The sequence below is a fragment of the Pandoraea oxalativorans genome, from assembly GCF_000972785.3.
Classification (GTDB): domain Bacteria; phylum Pseudomonadota; class Gammaproteobacteria; order Burkholderiales; family Burkholderiaceae; genus Pandoraea; species Pandoraea oxalativorans.
This window is the reverse complement of the sequence record NZ_CP011253.3, coordinates 945,362-961,367: the sequence shown is the minus strand read 5'-3', so window position 1 is coordinate 961,367 and position 16,006 is coordinate 945,362. Positions and strand designations below refer to the sequence as shown.

The following is a 16,006-nucleotide window of genomic DNA, read 5'->3' as shown; positions in this document are numbered from 1 at the left end:
CCCACGTCTGCGCCCCAAGCGCGGCGCGGTGTCACGGGGTGGTCGGGTGCTATAGTGAGCGCCTGACCCGCCGGGGCCGTCACGCACAGCGAGGCATCCAACGCAGCGCTTTCGTGACGTCACATCGGCACCACGGGGAAATTTCGGGGAATGACGCGCCGGGTCCCTGCCGCGCGTCTGCTTTTGTTGCTGCCTGCCATGCTTAACCGAATCGAAGCCACGCTGACCCAGTTGCGCCCGTCCGAGCGCAAGCTCGCGACCTATGTGCTCGACGCTCCGCGCGAAGTCGTCGATCTGTCGATGAACGAACTCGCCGAGCGCGCCAACGTCAGCCAGCCGACGATTGCCCGCTTCTGTCAGGCGGTGGGATGCAGCGGCTATCGCGAGTTCAAGATCCGTCTGGCGCAGGGCATCGCGCAGGGCGTGCCGTTCGTTCACCGCGACGTGCGTCCGGACGAGCCTGTACCGGGCATCGCCAGCAAGGTGCTCGACCGCACCATCGGCAGTCTTATGCAGGTGCGCAACAATCTCTCGCCCGACAGCATCGGCCAGGCGATCGAACTGCTGGCCTCGGCGCGACGCATCGAGTTCTACGGCGCGGGTGCGTCGGGCATCGCCGCGCAGGACATGCAGCACAAGTTCTTCCGACTCGGTGTGCCGGCGGTCGCGTACAGCGATCCGCACATCTACGGCATGTCGGCCGCGCTCCTCAAGGAAGGAGACGTTGTCGTAGCGATCTCGAATACGGGACGCACGCGGGATCTGCTCGAAGCCACGCAACTGGCGCGCACGGCGGGCGCGAGCGTGATCGCCATCACGCACAGCAATTCGCCGCTGGCGCGGCAGGCCAGCATAGCGCTGTTCGCCGACGTCGACGAAGACACCGACGTGTATTCGCCGCTGACCTCGCGCATCGCCCATCTCGCCATCGGCGACGTGCTCGCGGTCGGCATGGCGCTGCGTCTGGGCGACCGACTGCCATCGCAACTCGCACGAGCCAAGGAAGTCATCAACCGACGACGCACGGCGAACGACGGCAGATAGCCGGATGCGGTGTGCATCCGGTGCACCGTCAACGAGAAGGGGCGAAGCGCCATGACAACGCTTCGCCCCTTCTCGTTTCTCGACGCGATGTTCCGCGCGTGAGGGCCCAGCTTACGGATTCACCACGTTTTGCAGCGGCTTGCCCGTCAGCGCGGCGATCAGATTGTCGGCGGCGCACGACGCCATCGCGTGACGCGTCTCATGCGTGGCCGAGCCGATATGCGGCAGCGCCACCACGTTCTTCATCTTCAGCAACGGCGAATCGACCGACACCGGCTCACGTTCGAAAACATCGAGACCGGCAGCGCGCAGATGTCCGCAGGCCAGCGCATCGACCAGCGCGGCTTCGTCGATCACCTTGCCACGCGCCGCGTTGATGAAGATCGCGCCGCGCTTCATCTGCGCGAACTCCTTCGCACCGATCAGACGCTCCGTGGCGGGCGACAGCGGCACCAGCGTCACGACCAAATCGGATTGCGCGAGCAGTTCCGACAACGTGCGATGTTGCGCGCCGTAGGCCTTCTCCGCCGCTTCGTTGCGCGAGCGGTTGCTGTACAACACCTTCATGCCGAAGCCGAGAGCGGCGCGACGCGCCACTGCGCCCCCGATGCGTCCCATGCCGACGATGCCCAGCGTCTTGCCCTGCACGTCGGTGCCGAAGTGCTCCTCGCCGAGGCTCGCCTTCCAGCCGCCAGCCTTCACCAGTTCGGCCAGTTCGACCACGCGACGCGCACTCGACAACACCAGCGCGAAGACGGTATCCGCGGTGGTTTCCGTCAGTACATCGGGCGTGTTCATCAGCTTGATGCCGCGACGCGTGAGGTCGGGCACGTCGAACTGGTCGTAGCCCACGGAGATCGTGGCCCACGCCTTGAGCTTCGATGCGCCGTCGAGCAGCGCAGGTGTCGCGTTCACGCCAACGCCGATGGCGCCGTCCGCGCGGCTGAGCGCCGCCGCGAACTCGGCACGGTTGCCGTCGTTCACGCCATCGAATTCGGTGAGCGAGAAATGCTCGGCCAATCGTGCACGCACATCAGGCGGCACGCGCTTGTACAACACAACTTCCGGACGACTCATGCGATTCACTCCTGGGGGGTTGCCGCTGCCGACATCCACGACAGCGAGCGAGAGATTCTGCGACAGGCTCAGCGTGTTGCGCTGGCCTGCGCGAAGGCGCGTTCGAGGAAATCGAGGCGGTCCTGGCCCCAATACGGCTCGCCTTCGAAGACGAACCACGGTGCACCGTACACGCCTGCAGCGGCCGCGTCGTCGGTGTTCGCGTCGTACGCGGCCTGCACGCTCGCGCCGTGCGACGCCGCGAGCAGCGAATTGCCGTCGAGCGACAGGCTGTCGGCGAGCGCCTACAGCGTGGCATCGTCGGCAATGTTGCGCTCTTCGACCCACAGGGCGTTCGACACCGCGCCGACGAGTTCCAGCGCCTTGCCGGTGCCGTGCGCGAGCTGCGTTGCGATGACGAGTTTGGCCGCCGGATCGCCCGAGACGGGGAAGAACTTCGGTTCGAGGTTCAGGGGCAGGCCGAGATACTTCGACCAGCGCGCCAGTTCCACCAGACGATACGCCTGACGCTGCGGCGCGCGCTTGGCGAGCGGCAGACCGCCCGAACCGCTGAAGACGCGCCCGAGATCCACCGGCTTGAGCTGGATCCGTACGCCATAGCGGCGCGCCAGCTCGACGAAACGGGCATGCCCCAGGTAGACATAGGGCGACTGCGTCGCCAGAAAATACTCACAAGTCAGACTCACGGCAAAACTCCTCTTGCTATCGGTAAGGGGCGCCTATGATTGGCGCTGTTGCTGCATGACCTGTTCGATGTGTGTTGTTCAGGCGACGGACGCAAGCATTGTCAGAACGGTTTGACGACCGCGAGGATCACGGCGCCGAGCAGCCCCAGCACGGGAACCTCGTTGAAGTAGCGATACCAGCGATGCGAGCGCGTGTTGCGTCCGGTTTCGAACTTGCGCAGCAAACGGCCGCACGCATGGTGATAGCCGAGCAGCAGCACCACGATCAGCAGCTTGGCGTGCAACCAACCACTGTGGCGACCGATGCCGTAATACAACCAGAGGATCAGTCCGAAAGCGAGCGCCGGGACCGCGAGGATCGTCATGAAGCGGTAGAGCTTGCGCGCCATGAGCAGCAGACGTTGCGTGGCGGCCTGATCGCTCTCCATCGCGAGGTTGACGAAAATGCGCGGCAGATAGAACAGACCGGCAAACCACGAAGCGACGAAAACGATGTGAAGCGCTTTGATCCAGAGCATCGGGACAAGCGGCCCGCCAGCAGGCCGTCGAATATTTTGAACAGCAAACAATGTACAACAATCCGCCGTATCGCGACGCGCAGCGCCGCCCGCCAACGGCCACCGGGCCTGCGGCAAATCGACGCGATGCCGTCCGGCTGTGCCAGAATACGGACCATATTGGCTTTTTGCCCCACATCGGCGCAGCACGCCGGTCATCGGCCCCCGCATGAGAATTCTTGGTATCGACCCCGGCCTGCGCGTCACCGGCTTCGGCGTGCTCGAAAAGCACGGCAACCGTCTGCAATATGTGACGAGCGGCGTCGTCCGTACCGGCGACGGCACCCTGCCCGCCCGACTGCGCATCATCTTCGAGAGCGTGGCCGAACTGGTCGACACCTACCGGCCCGATCAGGCCGCCATCGAAAAGGTGTTCGTCAACGTCAACCCGCAATCCACCCTGCTGCTCGGTCAGGCGCGCGGTGCGGCCATCACGGCGCTTTCGGTCGGCGGACTCGAAGTCTTCGAATACACGCCGATGCAACTGAAGCAGGCGGTCGTCGGCTACGGACGCGCGCGCAAGGAGCAGGTGCAGGAGATGGTCACCCGTTTGCTGACCCTTACCGGCACGCCGGGCAAGGACGCCTCCGACGCGCTCGGCGTCGCCATCTGCCACGCGCACAGCGGCGAGACCTACGCGGCGCTCACCGAAGTCGCGCCCGCGCTGGCCGCCAAGGGCCTGCGTGTGAAACGCGGTCGACTGGTAGGCCAAAGGGGGGTCTAGGGGGCTGGGAGGACGTCCGAAGCGCTACAATGCATCCATGATCGAAACCGACAAACTCGCCGCCGAGCGCATCATTGCGCCCACACCGGCCTCGCCCAACGAAGAAGCCTTCGAGCGCGCGCTGCGCCCCAAGCTGCTCGACGAATACGTCGGCCAGCGCAAGGTGCGCGAACAGCTCGAAATCTTCATCGAGGCGGCCCGCAAACGCTCGGAACCGCTCGACCACGTGCTGCTCTTCGGCCCGCCGGGTCTGGGCAAGACCACGCTCGCCCACATCATCGCCCGCGAAATGGGCGTGCATCTGCGTCAGACGTCGGGGCCTGTGCTGGAGCGTCCGGGCGATCTCGCCGCCCTGCTGACCAATCTCGAAGCCAACGACGTACTGTTCATCGACGAAATTCACCGGCTCTCGCCGGTCGTCGAGGAAATTCTGTATCCGGCGCTGGAGGACTACCAGATCGACATCATGATCGGCGAAGGTCCGGCGGCGCGCAGCGTCAAGCTCGATCTCCAGCCGTTCACGCTCGTGGGCGCGACGACCCGTGCCGGTATGCTGACGAACCCGCTGCGCGATCGCTTCGGGATCGTAGCGCGTCTGGAGTTTTATACCGCGGACGAACTGGCGGGCATCGTGCGCCGCTCGGCGAGCCTGCTCGGCGCGGTCATCGCCGACGACGGCGCCTATGAGATCGCACGCCGCGCACGCGGCACGCCGCGTATCGCCAACCGGTTGCTGCGCCGTGTGCGCGACTTCGCCGAAGTGAAGGCCGACGGTCGCATCACCGCCGCTGTGGCCGACGCCGCCCTGTCCATGCTCGACGTCGACGCGGTCGGCTTCGACGTGATGGACCGCAAGCTGCTCGAAGCGGTGCTCCACAAGTTCGACGGCGGCCCGGTCGGCGTCGACAACCTTGCCGCCGCCATCGGCGAGGAGCGCGACACCATCGAAGACGTGATCGAGCCGTTCCTGATCCAGCAGGGCTTCCTGCAACGCACGCCGCGCGGTCGCGTCGCCACGCTCGCCGCCTATCGCCACTTCGGGTTGGCAGCGCCCGGCAGCGCTCCGGAAAGCGGCTCGCTCTGGTCGCCGGACGCGACAGGCAAGTAGCGACGGCAGCGACCTTATAGCGACGATACGTCGCAGGTCCGACGAATCCCCCTGTCGGACAATCGACGTTCACGCTTCCCACCCCAAGGCACCACATGGCCTCGCACGACGATCTGCCCACCCCGCCCCCGGCAACGCCCTTGCGGCCCGCCGGACCGGTCGTGGGCGTGTCGGGGCGTTTGCGGCACGCCATCGCCATGCGGCTCGTGAGCCTGACGTCCGGCCCCGGTGCCCCGCGCCTGAATTACGACACACCTGACGGCGACCCGGGCCTGTTCGGGCCGGACGCCGCCTGCTGGCACGTCCACGGCGATTTCACATCGATGATGATTGGTGGCGTAAGCGCGTTACTGCTGCAATCGCTGCATCCTTTGGCGATGGCCGGTGTCTGGGACCACTCGACCTTCCGGCAAGACGTGATGGGCCGTCTGCGCCGCACCGCGACGTTCATCGGTGGCACGACCTTCGGCAACACGGCCGACGCCGAAGCGCTGCTCGAACGCGTGCGCCGCATCCATCTCCAGGTCAAAGGCACGGCCCCCGATGGGCGGCGGTACGCGGCGTACGATCCCGATTTGCTGACATGGGTGCACGTCGCCGAGACGTCGAGCTTTCTGCGCAGCTATCTCGTCTACAAGAACCCCGCGTTCTCGCTTGACGACCAGGATCGTTATTACGCGGAAGTCGCCCGCATTGCGATTGCATTGGGTGCGCGCGATGTGCCGACGAGCGTCTCGCAGATCGACGACTATCTCGCAGCAATGCGCCCCGCACTCAGCGCCAGCGACCGCACGGAAGAAGTCGTGCGCGTGTTGCGCAACCTGCCTGCGCCGTTTGCCGGCGCGCGCGTGTTCAGTGGATTGTTGTTCCGCGCCGGTGTCGATTTGCTGCCGGACTGGTCGCAAACGATGCTCGGCTTCGACGATAAGGCGACGATTCGCCGTCTCACGGTGCGCCCTGCCGTGCGCCACATGGCACAGGTCGCGCGCTGGTCGATGCGCAACAGCGTGGCGCATCGGGCACGTCGCCGGGCACTGGCGCCACCGGCGGTGGTGGTGACGGCGCCGTCGCTGGAACGCTAGACGCGCGCTCTGCTACACCACACGCGGATCGACGCGGTCGCCCGCCGCATCGGTAGGCTTGTCGTTGCTCTCGTCGCGCACGGCGTCGTCCAGATGCGTGACATCGCCCCAGCTCAGTACTTTCCAATGCGCCCCGTCGTATGACAGACGATTCACGCTGGCATTGAGCAACGGGTACGACCGCGGCTCGGTCAGCGCCAGGCCAGTCGCAAGTCGGTAGCAGCAATCCAGCACGCCGCCATGCGCCACGAGCGCCACGCGCTGGCCCGCGTAATCACGCAGCACCTGCGCGACGAAACCGGTGATGCGCGTATAGAAGCCACGCATCGACTCGCCGCCAGGGATCACGAAGTCCGGATCGCGGCTCTGCCACCGCTCATAGTCCTGCGCAAAGTCGGCCTGAATTTCATCGGGCACACGCGTCTCGAAAGCGCCATAGTGGCGCTCCCGAAGACTCGCCGTGCGCACCAGCGGTAATCCGCACGCCTGCGCAACAGGCGCCGCCGTCTGCACCGCGCGCTGCAAATCGCTCGTCAGCACGTGATCGAATACGCTCCCGCTGGCGGCCATTTCGCGCGCAATACGCGCCCCCAACAACACGGCCTGACGCTCGCCCTGCGCTGACAGCGGAATGTCCGTGTGCCCCTGAATCCGTTTGACGCGGTTCCAGTCGGTCTCGCCGTGGCGAATCAGGGTCAGGGTCGTGGTCGTGCCGGTCATCGATGCAATTGCGTATTCAGGTTAAGCGGAGGGCTGGGCGAGCTATGGAGCAGGTGGCGAGGCCAAGCGCAATGCCGTACTTACTTCGCCTTCGAATTGAGCGTGTAAGTGCCGGTCACGCTGGCGCTGCCCAGGATATGCGGCTTGATCGCAGCGAGCACGTCATTGCCGTCGAAGCGGCCGTCGAGCGGCACACGGGCGACGTCGAGCGCGTACACGGTGAAGTGATAGTGGTGGACGATCGTGTCGTTCCACGGCGGGCACGGGCCGTCATAGCCGTAGTAGTCGCCCTTCATGGTGCCGTCACCGGCGAACCACGCGGTGTAGTCGTTCACCCCGTGACGCATGCCGTCGAGCGCATCGGGGCCGAACTTGCCGCGCGGCGTGACGTGATTGCTGTGGCTGGCGGCCGGGATTTCGCTGGTCGACGCGGGCACGTCCACAAGCACCCAGTGAAAGAAGTCGACGCGCGGCAGATCGGTGGGTACTTCACGACCTTCCTTGTTGACGTCGTCGCCCTGGCTCGGCACATCGCTGTCGGTACAGATCACGACGAACGAGCGCGTACCGGCGGGCGCGTCGGACCAGGCGAGATGCGGGTTCTTGTTCTGCGAGAGCGCAACGTGCGACGTCGCGTCCGGTTTGCCAAAGGCGAACTGTGCATCCATCGCCGCATTGTCGGCAAACGAGTCACTCCAGACTTTCATCAGATTCTCCCAAGCTGTGAATTCTTGAATTCGCGAATTCGGAACCCAAGGACGGTATCACACCGATGCGAATCGCGTGCAATCGCCTGGCGCTTCCGGACGATTCCAGACAATTCCGAGCGATTTTCGGGATGCCAGGAGGGCTAGCGCCAGACTGCGCCGGAGCGCTTCAGGTCGATTTAGGTCGCTTCAGGCGGCTTCCGGCCGCGTCTGCAACCAGAACGTGACGGGACCGTCGTTCACGAGCGAGACACGCATGTGCGCCCCGAACTCACCGGTTTGCACGATGGGATGGCGCGCACGCGCCTGCGTCACGAAGTAATCGAACAGACGTTTGCCATCCGCCGGGCTGGCAGCAGGCGTGAAGCTCGGACGCGTGCCGCTGTTCGTATCGGCCGCCAGCGTGAATTGCGAGACGAGCAGCAAGCCGCCGACACGAACAGCGGCACCGTTGCCATCGGGATTGCCATCGAGATTCGAGACGCTGCGGTTCATCTTGCCCGCCTCGTCCGAGAACACGCGGTAGCCGAGCAACTTCGCCAACAGCTTGTCGGCGCTCGCTTCGGTGTCGCCGCGCTCGGCGCATACCAATGCGAGCAGCCCCGGACCGATCGCGCCGACGGTGCGGCCGTCGACCGTCACCGCCGCTTCGAGCACACGCTGAATGAGCGCAATCATGGTCGCTTGCCCTGCAAAGTGACGCCGACGCTCAGGCGAGCGTCACGCGTGCGAAGCGGCGCTTGCCGACTTGCACGACGTATGTCCCTGCGTCGATCTTCGCGCCCTTGTCGGACACCACCTCGCCATCGATGCGCACCCCGCCCTGCTCGATGTTGCGGTTGGCTTCCGAGGTCGAGGGCACAAGCGCTGCCTGCTTGAGTAGCTGCGCAATGCCCAACGGTGCGCCGTCGAGGGAAACTTCCGGAATATCGTCCGGCACGGCGCCCTTGGCGCGTGCGTTGAACTCTTCGAGCGCGCGTTCGGCGGCGGCCTGCGAATGGAAGCGCGCCACGATCTCCTGAGCGAGCAGCACCTTGATGTCGCGCGGGTTGCGGCCTCCGTCGACTTCGCGGCGCAGTTGTGCAATCTCTTCGAGCGTGCGGAACGACAGCAGCTCGTAGTAGCGCCACATGAGCGTGTCGGAAATGCTCATCAGCTTGCCGAACATGTCGCTCGGCTTCTCGCTGATACCGATGTAGTTGTTCTTGGACTTCGACATCTTCTCGACGCCGTCCAGCCCTTCGAGCAACGGCATCGTGAGAATGCACTGCGGCTCCTGGCCGTATTGCTTCTGCAATTCGCGGCCCACGAGCAGGTTGAACTTCTGGTCCGTGCCGCCGAGTTCCAGATCGGACTCCAGCGCCACCGAGTCGTAGCCCTGCATCAGCGGGTAGAGGAATTCGTGGATGGCGATCGGCACGCCGCCCTGGAAGCGCTTCGTGAAATCTTCGCGCTCGAGCATGCGCGCCATCGTGTAGCGCGACGCGAGCTTGATCATGCCGTCGGCGCCCAGCTTCATCGACCATTCGCTGTTGTAGCGGATTTCGGTCTTTTCGCGATCGAGCACGAGCGCGGCCTGCTCGAAATAGGTCTTTGCGTTCGTTTCGATCTGTTCGCGCGTGAGCGGCGGACGCGTGCTGTTGCGGCCCGACGGATCGCCGATCAGCGAAGTGAAATCGCCGATCAGGAAGATGACGGTATGCCCCAAGTCCTGCAACTGACGCATCTTGTTGAGCACCACCGTGTGACCGATGTGAATGTCGGGCGCGGTCGGATCGAGACCCAGCTTGATGCGCAGCGGCTTGCCGGTGGCTTCGCTGCGCGCGAGCTTCTGCAGGAACTCCTCTTCGACGAGGAGTTCGTCGCAGCCGCGCTTGGCGACGGCCAGCGCAGCGCGCGCGGCATCGGTCACGGGGTACTTCTTTTCCGAGGTGAGTGCGTGTTCACTTGTCATAACATCATTGTCCAGACTGGGTCGGGGGTTTCCCCTTATCCGGTCAGTAAAGGCGGAGTTAGCGGCGGGTCTGCTATAATCGCCGCTCAATTCTCGGCTCGGGCCGAAGCGACGCCGGGTTGCCCCGGAAATTCCGGCAGGCAATCTCGAAGCGTGTCGCTCCGCCCGGGCTTTTTTCGTAAGTTGCGCAGAATTTTACGTGATGTGGCCAAAACTCCGTGATTTTTTTGCGCGTGAACTGCTGACCCTGATCGATCCCACGCAGCCGAAGCACCGTCGCAGAAAGGTGCAAATCGTGGCGACGGTCGGTTCGGCCCTGACGTTGGGAATGGTGACCGCTTTCGGCGTGGCACCGATGGTGCCGGATTCGGCACGCAACGGTGCGAGCGTGACGCTGCCGCTCACCTTCCCCGATCTGGCCAAACAAATCCAGCAGCTCGACGCGCATTCCCAGACCTTTATCCATCAAGTGGCGCTGCGGCGCGGCGAAACCCTCGGCGACATGCTCTCCCGGCTGTCGATTCAGGACCCCGCCGCCGAGAAGTTCATTCGCGAGAATGCCGTCGCCCGCCGCCTGATCGGCGTGCCCGCCGGGCAAGTCGTTCAGGCCGAAACCGATGACGATGGCCAGCTCGTCACGCTCTCCACCGTCCTGTCGACCGGCAGCACCGCCGCACAGCAACTGGTGATCGAGCGTAACGACGCCGGCCGTTTGCGCGCCCGTATGGAGCAGTTGGCGAACGATACCGAATGGGCCATGCGCTCCGGTGCGATCGCGGGCAACTTCTTCACCGCGATGGACGATGCGGGTGTACCCGACGCCGTCGTCGCGCAGATGGTGAACATCTTCTCCGGCGTGATCAACTTCCAGCGCGACGTGCGCCGCGGCGACCGTTTCCGCCTCGTGTACGAAGTGATCAAGCAGCAGGATCGCACCGTTCGCACCGGACGCGTACTCGCCATCGAGTTCATCAATCAGGGCAAGACGCACCAGGCCATCTGGTACGCCGATCCGCAGGGCAATTCGCCTGACGGCGCGTACTACGGCTTCGACGGTCGCAACCTGAAGCAAGCCTTCCTGCGCACGCCAGTCGAGTTCTCGCGGATTTCGTCGGCCTTCGGCGGTCGCGAGCATCCGTTCCAGCACCAGTGGAAGAAGCACGAAGGTGTGGATCTGGCCGCTCCGGTCGGCACGCGCGTGTTCGCTGCGGGTGACGGTGTGGTGAAGTTCGTCGGCACGCAGAGCGGTTACGGCAATCTGGTCGAAATCGAACACGCGGGCAACTATCAGACGCGCTACGCCCATCTCTCCGGCTTCGGTCAGGGGATGAAAGCAGGTACGCGCGTGACGCAAGGTCAGGTCATCGGCTTCGTCGGTCAGACCGGCTGGGCCACCGGCCCGCACCTGCATTACGAACTGCGCTTCAAGGGTGTGCCGCGCAATCCGTTCTCGACGGATGTGTCCGCCGTCGCCCCGCTCTCGGGCAACCGCCTGAAGCTGTTCGACATGTACGCCGAGAACCTGCTCAAGCGCATCGATCTGATGCGCACCGTGCAAGTCGCCGAACGCGATTGAGGTATGCTGGAGTCCGCACTGTGCGGGGTGACGTCTGATCCATCGACGCGCCGCGCACCGTGCGGGACTTCCTTCCCAAGCTCATCGCACGCGCGCGCACGCACATGAACGACATCGCTCGTCACCTGGCCGATCCGGCTACCGCCTCCCTCGCTGCCTCCGCCAGGTCCGCTTGCTACATCGGCCTGATGTCCGGCACCAGTCTGGATGGTGTCGACGGTGTGCTCGTCTCGGCAGCCGACGGGCAAGTGTTCGCGGACGCCTATCTGCCATTCCCGAACGACCTGCGTGAGACGCTGATGGTGCTGCAAGCGCCCTCGGATAACGAACTGCATCGTGAAGCGCTCGCAGCGAATGCGCTGGTGCGCGTGTATGCCGAGTGCGTGGCGCAGTTACTCGCCACGGCGGGCTTGCCTGCGTCTGCGATTGCGGCCATCGGCGCGCACGGGCAGACGATCCGCCATCGCCCCGGCGAGTTCGACGGCATCGGCTATACGCGCCAGCTCAACGCGCCCGCATTGCTCGCCGAACTGACGAATATCGACGTGGTGGCCGACATTCGCAGCCGCGACGTCGCAGCGGGCGGTCAGGGCGCACCGCTCGTGCCCGCCTATCATCAGGCGATGTTTTCGGACGCAGGCGAGACACGCGTCGTGTGCAATCTCGGCGGCATCAGCAATGTGACGATTCTGCCAGCCGCCGCGCTGGGCCAACCGGTGTCCGGCTTCGATTGCGGTCCGGGCAATGCGCTGCTCGACGGCTGGGCGGCACGCCATCTCGGCCAGTCCTACGACGACGGGGGGGCCTGGGGTGCGACGGGACGCGTCGACCCCGCCCTGCTCGCCGCACTGCTCGGCGAACCCTACTTCCGCCAGACGCCGCCGAAGAGCACCGGGCGCGACCTGTTCCACGCGGCGTGGCTCGACGCTCGCCTGACCGCTTTCCCGAAGCTGTCACCGGTCGATGTTCAGGCGACGCTCGTCGCGCTCACCGCGCAATGTGTTGCAGACGACGTGCTGCGCTTCGCCCCCGACTGCCGCGGGTTCTATGCCTGCGGCGGCGGCACGCGCAACCATGCACTCATGCAGGCCATTGCCGATCGGCTGCCGGGGGTGAGCGTGGCGACGACCGACACACTTGGCGTCCCCCCGCATCAGGTAGAAGCCCGCGCCTTCGCGTGGCTCGCCGAGCGTTGCGTGACGCGTCAACCGGGGAATCTCTCATCGGTCACCGGCGCAAGGGGCCCGCGCATTCTCGGCGCGATTTATCCGCGTTAAGTTATCTCGCCTGACGCGCGCCAAGGCCGTGAGAATCCCCCCAAATGCGGCGCGTTTCCTTTGCCATTCACTCCCCATGAACCACTCTTGAGACGGTCAACTTGCGCCTCGCTGCGCATTCTCAGGGCGTTTCTCGGAGGGAGTTCATCATGGGCGAAAGGCATTTTTCACAACTTTTCGAAGTATTGAAGGGCGGATATCCATCGGGCATGAAATTCGAGATATGCCGCTTTGCCGATGGTTCCGGCGTACGAACGCGCGTCCCGTTCGTTCGCGCGCAACTCGTCAGTCGTATCACTGGCATGCTCACCAACGAGCGGAAGCTGCATACGTTGCAGGTGAGCGAAACCACGCATCTCTACGACCCCGAATTCTCCGGGATGCTGTTGCACTCCTGTTCCCCATGTACGGTGCTGGACATGAAGCGTCTCGAAATGTTCGCACTTCGGGATATCGGCGTGGGCGAGTTTCTGACCATCGACTATGCGTCCACGGAGGAAACCCTGGCGCGACAGTTCAAATGCGCTTGCGGCGCGCCGAATTGCCGAGGATGGGTCACGGGCTACCGCGAATTGCCCAATGAAGAAGGGATCAAAGTCCTCGCGGAATTCGGTGCCGGAATGCAACCGCACGCGGCGAAATAACAGAACAGTCCGCATGCTTCGCATCGAAACGGCATCCATCGTGGGCGATCGCGACGTCTGCGACGAGACTGGCGTCGCACCAGCCATCCATTACAGTTCCGTCTTCGCGGCACAGTCCGAACAGGACTTCACCGCAATGTCGACACGGCCTCAGCACCCGGAAAACTACACGCGCTACGGCAATCCGGTTCACGAACGGGTCAAGGCCGTCATGTCGCAGCTCGAAGGCACCGAAACAGCACTCGTGACAGGCTCGGGCATGGGCGCGATGACCGCGACGCTGCTCGCATTGGTTCGTGCTGGCGATCACGTGGTGGCCCAGCGACAGCACTACATGAGCACGGCCAATCTGCTGGACGGCATGCTCAGGCGACTGGGTGTCGAGGTATCGTTTGTCGACCAGACCGATGCGCTGTGTTTTGCCCGGGCGATACGGAAAAACACAAAACTCATCGTGCTTGAGTCTCCCGCCAATCCACTCCTCGAATTGACCGATCTGGCGGACGTCGCGCAAACCGCAAAATCGCGGGATGTGCTCACCGTCGCGGACAACACTTTCGCCTCGCCGATGAATCAGCAGCCTCACGCACTCGGCGTCGATATCGTCGTGCATAGCGCCACCAAGTATTTGGGCGGTCATCATGATTTGACGGGAGGCGTCATCTGCACCAGTCACACGCTGGCAGAACGCATCTGGCATACGCATGTGACTGTCGGATCGGTGCTCTCGCCGATGGATGCATGGCTGCTATTACGCGGCATCCGCACCTTCCCACTGCGAATGGAGCGGATCAACCAGAACGCACTGGCATTGGCCCAATTTCTATGCGCGCATCCGGACGTCGAGGAGGTGAAATATCCGGGGCTGGATTGCCATCCGCAATTCGCGCTGGCTTGCCGACAAATGCGAGGGTTTGGCGGCGTGCTCACCTTTCGGGTGAAGGCGGGCGCCGAGGCGGCCAAACGCGTGGTCGCCAGCCTGCGAATCCCGCAGATGGCAGGGAGCCTGGGCGGCGTCAATTCGCTCGCCGTCCACATTGCCACGATGTGGGGCGGAACCCGGGCACGGACTGCCGACACCGACGCCATCCCGGACGACCTCGTGCGCTATGCCGTCGGTATCGAACACATCGACGATCTCAAGGACGATTTGTCACAGGCATTGGATAGCGGGTGCTCCGGCGGATGACCCGCACCGCCCTGCCTCGCCACGTACAGGCATGAAAAAACCCCCTCATTGAGGGGGTTTTTCATTGGACCCACCGAACGACGATCAGTCGTTCCATCGATCCACGAGTGCCACGTCGCTCAGACCGAGAACGAAGAACCGCAGCCACAAGTCGTGGATGCGTTCGGGTTCTTGATCACGAACTGCGCGCCGTTGATGTCTTCCTTGTAGTCAATCTCGGCGCCGACGAGGTATTGATAGCTCATCGAGTCGATCAGCAGCGATACGCCGTTCTTGTCGAGCACGGTATCGTCTTCGTTAACGTCTTCGTCGAAGGTGAAACCATACTGGAAGCCCGAGCAACCGCCACCTTGCACGAAAACGCGCAGTTTCAGGTCCGGGTTGCCTTCTTCGTCGATCAGTTGCTTGACCTTGTCCGCAGCGCTGTCGGTAAAGACCAGGAATGCGGGCATTTCCGTGACGGCGTCCTCAAGCAGTGCGCTCATCGCAAATCTCCATAAATCGGTTTGGTGTCATTCTAGCCCTATTCCCCAGATCGTGCCGAACGCCGGAAAATCAAGCGCTTAGTGACGATAAATACCGTTACGGCAGTACGGGAATATGGGTCAGGCCCATGTTTTCCGGCAGGCCGAACATCAGGTTCATACATTGCACGCCCTGACCGGACGCGCCCTTGACCAGATTGTCCTCGACAACGAGGATCACCAGCGTGTCGCCATCGTTCGGACGGTGCACGGCCATGCGCACATAGTTCGACGCACGCACCCAGCGCGTTTCCGGCATCGAGCCGGTCGGCAGCACGTCCACGAACGGCTCGCCGGCGTAGTACGTTTCGAACAGCGCCTGGAAGTCGGTGTCGCGCGCTTCGGGCAGGATCGTCGCGTACAGCGTCGAATGGATGCCACGAATCGTCGGCAACAGATGCGGCACGAACGTCAAATCCACGTCGTAACCGGCAATCGCCTCGAGTCCCTGCTTGATTTCCGGATGGTGACGGTGACCCTTCACGCCATAAGCCTTGAAGTTGTCAGCCGTTTCCGCGAGGATCAGCGACGTTTCGCCCTTGCGACCCGCACCGCTCGCACCCGACTTGGCGTCGGCGATCAGATGCTTCGGGTCGACCAGCTTGCGGCCACCGGCGAACAACGGCGCGTAGCCCAGTTGCACGGACGTCGGATAGCAGCCCGGCAGGCCGATCACGCGCGCGCTCTTGATCTTGTCGCGATTGATCTCGGGCAAGCCGTAGACGGCTTCTTTGAGGATGTCCGGGCACGAATGCGGCATGCCGTACCACTTTTCGAACGTGGCGGTGTCTTTCAGGCGGAAATCCGCTGCCAGGTCGATCACGCGCACCCCGGCGGCCAGCAATTCGCGCGCCTGCGCCATGGCCACGCCATGCGGCGTCGCAAAGAACACCACATCGCAATCCGTCAGACGTGCGTCGTCAGGCGTGCAAAATGCCAGGTCGACACGGCCTCGCAGGTTCGGATACATATCGGCGACCGGCGTGCCCGCTTCCTTGCGCGAGGTAATCGCCGTCAACTTCACTTCCGGGTGCTGCGCCAGCAAACGGAGCAGCTCCACACCGGTATAGCCGGTGCCGCCTACGATACCTACCTTGACCATGTCCTACCCCTTTCAATCGGAACCGCGATTCTATC

General features: G+C 63.9%; 16 protein-coding genes and 1 pseudogene. 8 read left to right on the top strand and 9 right to left on the bottom strand.

Annotated elements, in window-relative coordinates:
* The first annotated feature begins 198 nt into the window (after positions 1 to 198).
* Complete coding sequence (locus MB84_RS04385) at positions 199 to 1,044, top strand: MurR/RpiR family transcriptional regulator (RefSeq protein ID WP_046293401.1); 846 nt, start codon at positions 199 to 201, stop codon at positions 1,042 to 1,044.
* A gap of 111 nt (positions 1,045 to 1,155) precedes the next feature.
* On the opposite strand, the gene MB84_RS04380 is transcribed toward MB84_RS04385, so the two are convergent.
* The 3 genes and pseudogenes from MB84_RS04380 to MB84_RS04370 form a co-directional block, all read right to left on the bottom strand.
* Positions 1,156 to 2,121 (bottom strand): 2-hydroxyacid dehydrogenase, encoded by a 966-nt coding sequence (locus tag MB84_RS04380; protein WP_046290898.1) that lies wholly within the window; start codon positions 2,119 to 2,121, stop codon positions 1,156 to 1,158.
* A gap of 68 nt (positions 2,122 to 2,189) precedes the next feature.
* A pseudogene (locus MB84_RS04375) lies at positions 2,190 to 2,807 on the bottom strand (DsbA family protein).
* Positions 2,808 to 2,908: 101 nt separating this feature from the next.
* Positions 2,909 to 3,325, bottom strand: coding sequence for a CopD family protein (locus MB84_RS04370; protein WP_046290897.1), 417 nt, complete (start codon positions 3,323 to 3,325; stop codon positions 2,909 to 2,911).
* Positions 3,326 to 3,533: 208 nt separating this feature from the next.
* Between MB84_RS04370 and ruvC the strand changes: the two genes are divergently transcribed.
* From ruvC to MB84_RS04355, 3 genes are all read left to right on the top strand, one after another.
* A complete protein-coding gene (ruvC, locus tag MB84_RS04365) occupies positions 3,534 to 4,088 on the top strand; it encodes a crossover junction endodeoxyribonuclease RuvC (RefSeq protein ID WP_046290896.1) in 555 nt (184 codons plus the stop codon).
* Between the two features lie 37 nt (positions 4,089 to 4,125).
* A complete protein-coding gene (ruvB, locus tag MB84_RS04360) occupies positions 4,126 to 5,196 on the top strand; it encodes a Holliday junction branch migration DNA helicase RuvB (RefSeq protein WP_046290895.1) in 1,071 nt (356 codons plus the stop codon).
* Between the two features lie 95 nt (positions 5,197 to 5,291).
* On the top strand, positions 5,292 to 6,278 hold the full coding sequence (locus tag MB84_RS04355) for an oxygenase MpaB family protein (protein WP_046290894.1): 987 nt from the start codon (positions 5,292 to 5,294) through the stop codon (positions 6,276 to 6,278).
* A gap of 12 nt (positions 6,279 to 6,290) precedes the next feature.
* Here the strand turns inward: MB84_RS04355 and MB84_RS04350 are convergent, their stop codons facing one another.
* From MB84_RS04350 to tyrS, 4 genes are all read right to left on the bottom strand, one after another.
* A complete protein-coding gene (locus MB84_RS04350; RefSeq protein WP_046290893.1) occupies positions 6,291 to 6,998 on the bottom strand; it encodes a histidine phosphatase family protein in 708 nt (235 codons plus the stop codon).
* 80 nt (positions 6,999 to 7,078) lie between these two features.
* On the bottom strand, positions 7,079 to 7,705 hold the full coding sequence (locus tag MB84_RS04345) for a YbhB/YbcL family Raf kinase inhibitor-like protein (protein ID WP_046290892.1): 627 nt from the start codon (positions 7,703 to 7,705) through the stop codon (positions 7,079 to 7,081).
* 189 nt (positions 7,706 to 7,894) lie between these two features.
* Entirely contained in the window at positions 7,895 to 8,383 is a 489-nt protein-coding gene (gene dtd / locus MB84_RS04340) for a D-aminoacyl-tRNA deacylase (RefSeq protein WP_046290891.1), read from the bottom strand.
* Positions 8,384 to 8,414: 31 nt separating this feature from the next.
* A complete protein-coding gene (gene tyrS, locus MB84_RS04335; protein ID WP_046290890.1) occupies positions 8,415 to 9,659 on the bottom strand; it encodes a tyrosine--tRNA ligase in 1,245 nt (414 codons plus the stop codon).
* A 202-nt stretch (positions 9,660 to 9,861) separates the two neighbouring features.
* Here tyrS and MB84_RS04330 point away from each other — a divergent pair, with 202 nt between their 5' ends.
* From MB84_RS04330 to MB84_RS04315, 4 genes are all read left to right on the top strand, one after another.
* A complete protein-coding gene (locus MB84_RS04330) occupies positions 9,862 to 11,235 on the top strand; it encodes a M23 family metallopeptidase (protein WP_046290889.1) in 1,374 nt (457 codons plus the stop codon).
* A 104-nt stretch (positions 11,236 to 11,339) separates the two neighbouring features.
* Positions 11,340 to 12,512: an anhydro-N-acetylmuramic acid kinase gene (locus MB84_RS04325; protein ID WP_046293400.1), complete on the top strand. Its 1,173-nt coding sequence runs from the start codon at positions 11,340 to 11,342 to the stop codon at positions 12,510 to 12,512.
* Positions 12,513 to 12,661: 149 nt separating this feature from the next.
* Positions 12,662 to 13,156, top strand: a complete 495-nt coding sequence (locus MB84_RS04320) for an SET domain-containing protein-lysine N-methyltransferase (RefSeq protein WP_046290888.1) — start codon at positions 12,662 to 12,664, stop codon at positions 13,154 to 13,156.
* Between the two features lie 13 nt (positions 13,157 to 13,169).
* A complete protein-coding gene (locus MB84_RS04315; protein ID WP_046290887.1) occupies positions 13,170 to 14,345 on the top strand; it encodes a trans-sulfuration enzyme family protein in 1,176 nt (391 codons plus the stop codon).
* A 119-nt stretch (positions 14,346 to 14,464) separates the two neighbouring features.
* Here MB84_RS04315 and erpA read toward each other — a convergent pair whose 3' ends face one another.
* A complete protein-coding gene (gene erpA / locus MB84_RS04310; RefSeq protein ID WP_039396169.1) occupies positions 14,465 to 14,830 on the bottom strand; it encodes an iron-sulfur cluster insertion protein ErpA in 366 nt (121 codons plus the stop codon).
* A gap of 97 nt (positions 14,831 to 14,927) precedes the next feature.
* A complete protein-coding gene (gene argC / locus MB84_RS04305; RefSeq protein ID WP_046290886.1) occupies positions 14,928 to 15,971 on the bottom strand; it encodes an N-acetyl-gamma-glutamyl-phosphate reductase in 1,044 nt (347 codons plus the stop codon).
* Positions 15,972 to 16,006: the final 35 nt, after the last annotated feature.

Coding starts and splice junctions, on each gene's coding strand:
- MB84_RS04385 (WP_046293401.1), top strand. CDS start 199: ATGCTTAACCGAATCGAAGCCACGCTGACCCAGTTGCGCCCGTCCGAG.
- MB84_RS04380 (WP_046290898.1), bottom strand. CDS start 2,121: ATGAGTCGTCCGGAAGTTGTGTTGTACAAGCGCGTGCCGCCTGATGTG.
- MB84_RS04370 (WP_046290897.1), bottom strand. CDS start 3,325: ATGCTCTGGATCAAAGCGCTTCACATCGTTTTCGTCGCTTCGTGGTTT.
- ruvC (WP_046290896.1), top strand. CDS start 3,534: ATGAGAATTCTTGGTATCGACCCCGGCCTGCGCGTCACCGGCTTCGGC.
- ruvB (WP_046290895.1), top strand. CDS start 4,126: ATGATCGAAACCGACAAACTCGCCGCCGAGCGCATCATTGCGCCCACA.
- MB84_RS04355 (WP_046290894.1), top strand. CDS start 5,292: ATGGCCTCGCACGACGATCTGCCCACCCCGCCCCCGGCAACGCCCTTG.
- MB84_RS04350 (WP_046290893.1), bottom strand. CDS start 6,998: ATGACCGGCACGACCACGACCCTGACCCTGATTCGCCACGGCGAGACC.
- MB84_RS04345 (WP_046290892.1), bottom strand. CDS start 7,705: ATGAAAGTCTGGAGTGACTCGTTTGCCGACAATGCGGCGATGGATGCA.
- dtd (WP_046290891.1), bottom strand. CDS start 8,383: ATGATTGCGCTCATTCAGCGTGTGCTCGAAGCGGCGGTGACGGTCGAC.
- tyrS (WP_046290890.1), bottom strand. CDS start 9,659: ATGACAAGTGAACACGCACTCACCTCGGAAAAGAAGTACCCCGTGACC.
- MB84_RS04330 (WP_046290889.1), top strand. CDS start 9,862: ATGTGGCCAAAACTCCGTGATTTTTTTGCGCGTGAACTGCTGACCCTG.
- MB84_RS04325 (WP_046293400.1), top strand. CDS start 11,340: ATGAACGACATCGCTCGTCACCTGGCCGATCCGGCTACCGCCTCCCTC.
- MB84_RS04320 (WP_046290888.1), top strand. CDS start 12,662: ATGGGCGAAAGGCATTTTTCACAACTTTTCGAAGTATTGAAGGGCGGA.
- MB84_RS04315 (WP_046290887.1), top strand. CDS start 13,170: ATGCTTCGCATCGAAACGGCATCCATCGTGGGCGATCGCGACGTCTGC.
- erpA (WP_039396169.1), bottom strand. CDS start 14,830: ATGAGCGCACTGCTTGAGGACGCCGTCACGGAAATGCCCGCATTCCTG.
- argC (WP_046290886.1), bottom strand. CDS start 15,971: ATGGTCAAGGTAGGTATCGTAGGCGGCACCGGCTATACCGGTGTGGAG.